Annotated in this window: 1 protein-coding gene and 1 pseudogene; one reads left to right on the top strand and one right to left on the bottom strand. The window is 59.0% G+C overall.

Translation table 11 applies throughout. The annotated features are described in order from the left end of the window. Positions 1–306: 306 nt before the first annotated feature. Positions 307–1,983, bottom strand: coding sequence for a methyl-accepting chemotaxis protein (locus LG661_RS24295; protein WP_230534573.1), 1,677 nt, complete (start codon positions 1,981–1,983; stop codon positions 307–309). A gap of 882 nt (positions 1,984–2,865) precedes the next feature. Here LG661_RS24295 and LG661_RS24290 point away from each other — a divergent pair. Next, a pseudogene (locus LG661_RS24290) lies at positions 2,866–3,120 on the top strand (DDE-type integrase/transposase/recombinase); the annotation flags it as partial. Positions 3,121–3,260: the final 140 nt, after the last annotated feature.

Below are 3,260 nucleotides of genomic sequence, written 5' to 3'. Positions count from 1 at the left end.
ACACCGGCCCAGGCTCTCGCCGGAACAACCTGATCAGAACTCACAGCTAGCTACCGCGAGAACGATCTCGAGCCCAGTATGCCCAAGGCAGGTGACGAAGGCACGCCGGAAGGGATCGGCTCCATTCTTGCCCCTCTCCCGGATTTGCGACGGAACCGCGCAGCTTGCTGAACTTTCAGCGCGAGCCGAGCCTTCCCTTCTGCCGGTCGGCGACGCCAGCCTTGCGGTAGTTGATCGCAATCTGGTCAGCGGATTCTTGGTATTCTACACGAGATAGGCTTGACCTGCTTCGGATTCCTCAAACATTCATGCGGCACGCACACGCGCGAGAAAATCAGTGATTTCACTCTCTAGTTTCTGCGAGGTTCCCGCGAGGTGCCCCGACACCGTTAAGACGTCTTCGGCGACGGCGCCGCTCGAGGCCGCAGCCTCGCAGACCAAGGCCATATTGGTGGTCATCTCCTGCGCTGCGGAAGCGGCATAGGTAATACCTGATACGATCTGCTGGGTCGCCTGCTGCTGCTCGCCGGCAGCTGATGCGATTTGGCCTGCAATCGAGCTGATGTCCCGTATGGTCTGCCCCACATTGGAGATGGCCTGTACTGTGGCGTCGGCCGCAATCCTGATAGCGGCGATCTGGTGCGAGATCTGATCGGTCGCCCTGCTGGTCTGGTTCGCAAGAGCTTTCACCTCGTGAGCGACGACCGCAAAGCCCCGGCCGGCGGCACCGGCTCGTGCCGCCTCAATCGTGGCGTTGAGCGCAAGGAGATTGGTTTGAGAGGCAATGGTTGCGATAAGCTCAACGACGGAGCCGATTTCCTGCGTTGCCGTCGTAAGCGATCGGGCTGTCCTGTCGGTGTCGGAGAGCTCAGAGAGCGCGGTCGTTGCGATCGAAACTGCAGTCCCAACCTGCCGGTCGATCCCTTGTGCCGCTTGGGACAGGGCCTCGGTTGCCTGCGCGGTCGATCCTACCTCTGTCAGGGTCACATCGGCCGTAGACGCGACACTCGAGGCTTGCTGAGTCGTGACCTGTGCCGTCTTCCGCATGGAACGCGCCACCGCGTCCATCTGCGCCGCAGCCCGAGTCAGGTCATGGGTGACCTGATGTACGCGTTGCTCAAATGCCGCCGCTGCGCTTTCAAGGCGAGCCCCACGCTCAAGCCTTTCGGCCGCTCTGGCAGACGTGTCCATATCGTAAGCACGCTTGTCGATCAGCGCCCTCTGAAACATTGCAATCGCACCTGCCATTGCGCCGATCTCATCTCGCCGTGTCAGGAATGGAACTGGAATGTCGAGGTTGTCTGCTGCCAAGGCGGACATGGTGGTTTGAAGTCGCGTGAGCGGGCGCTGGATCTGACTCGCTGCAAACCACCCCGCGCAGAGCAGCGCCAGAATGGTGCTGCCGCCGAACACGCTCACCAGAACGATCTTCGCTTCTCTCTGGGCCTCTTCAGCCGACGCCCGTAACTGGTCGAGCGAGCGGAGCGTCTCCTCTCCAAGCTGACTGATGGTCTTCAACAATGCTTCGCGGCTCTTAATGGTCGCCTCGTCGGTCGCTTGGATGAGAGCTGCCTTGGGAGATAGGTTCATCCCCATCTCAGCTGTATCTCGCTGATAAGCCAAGAACTCCTGCAATTGCAGCGAAAGGAACTGCTTGCGATCCGGTGAGGTGGATTCGAGCCAAGCCAGAAATGGTCCTTTTTTCTGTTCGATGTCCTTGAGTGCTGAGGCGAGCGGCCTGAACTTCGATTGTGCGTCTTGCTTATCCTCAGCCGTGTAAACGGCATGAGCCGTGACCACTGCATGCTCGATCGCCTGAGCCAACGTCTGAGCTTGAAGTGCTCCACTCCAGGCTGCCTCCAGAGTGCCAACTCGTGCTTGTTCGCGGTCGATCTGAGCCACAGCAAACCAGGCAAGCCCGAGTGTGGTGAGCCCTAGGACGCCGACGATGGTCGCAAGTTTGCTGCGCAGACTGATGAACATAAATTGCCCCGGGCGATGTTTCGTCGTGATTTGTGCAGCTTTAATTCCTACCCGGAGGTTAAATATAGCCGTCTAGGCGTTTAGTCTCAGCACATTTCGGGTGGAATGGCGGCCTGTGCGCAAGAGGCAAGAGTCGGTCGCTTATCTTCTTGCCAGTGCCATGTTATCCCGACATGACGAAGGCTTAGGATACTGGAGAGATCATTTCGTGTCTGGGTGAGCATTCCTGCTTGACGTGCGATCGTGCCAAGCGGCTTCCACTGTTATATCAATGAATAAAGCCGGTGAAGCTTTGCGAGAATACCAGCATCAGGGAGGCGAAGGACCTGCGGCCGGGTTTATCACCGATCCCCTACACGGCAATACTGTAGCGTGGGCTGAACGCTCCCGCTGATTGAGGGTATTGCCGAGCGCGCGTGCGTGTTCTTCGGCCATGATCTACCTTTCCGCGCTGCGTCCGACAGTGTCTTCGCCGGCCGAGTTCCTGAGGATCGTCGACAACGCCGCTTCGTGCTTTGTCCTTCACTTGTCTGAAGTCTCGATCTGGTTCGCGAAAGCGGCAAATTCTACAGCCTTCCCCCGACCTCGACAGCTCCGGATCCGGAAACCTCGTGCGCCAGCCTCCGGCCAAGCTGAAGGCTGGCTTTGCAAACTNGTCTGAAGTCTCGATCTGGTTCGCGAAAGCGGCAAATTCTACAGCCTTCCCCCGACCTCGACAGCTCCGGATCCGGAAACCTCGTGCGCCAGCCTCCGGCCAAGCTGAAGGCTGGCTTTGCAAACTCCTGTGGAATCAAGCCGAAGTGCGACGGTTCGGGGATCATCGGTCCTCATTCGGTCAGGGACTGCCGGGGCGGAGCTGATCAGGACTGCGCAGCCCCGGCAGTCCAGGATCATTCAAGACGCAAACTGAGGCCGATCCGGATCCGGCAGAGTGCCTACCGCAATAACCGCATTGAACAGGATCATCGCGCTGTTAAGCGGCGAGTGCGGCCAATGCTCGGCTTTCAGTCTGTCGCCAGCGCCCGTACGATCCTGGGTGGGATCGAGATGATCCACATGATGCGCAAACAACAGGCGAAGTATGCCTGCTTTCGGCGTCCCTCGATCGCCGAGCAGTTTCAACTGCTTGCTGCATGAACGCAGCACAACATACCTGCTACTCTCTCACTCCTACTCCGGATTTGCGACGGATCCCATGTGATCTGCCGATGGCCCCCTCCCCTGCCAGAAAGGTAAGCGGGGCAGATTAGGGGGCGATGGGTCTCAGGCTGCCTGGA

Origin of the sequence: Microvirga roseola, assembly GCF_020866965.1 — a bacterium.
GTDB lineage: Bacteria > Pseudomonadota > Alphaproteobacteria > Rhizobiales > Beijerinckiaceae > Microvirga > Microvirga roseola.
This window is presented reverse-complemented; position numbering and strand designations above follow the sequence as displayed.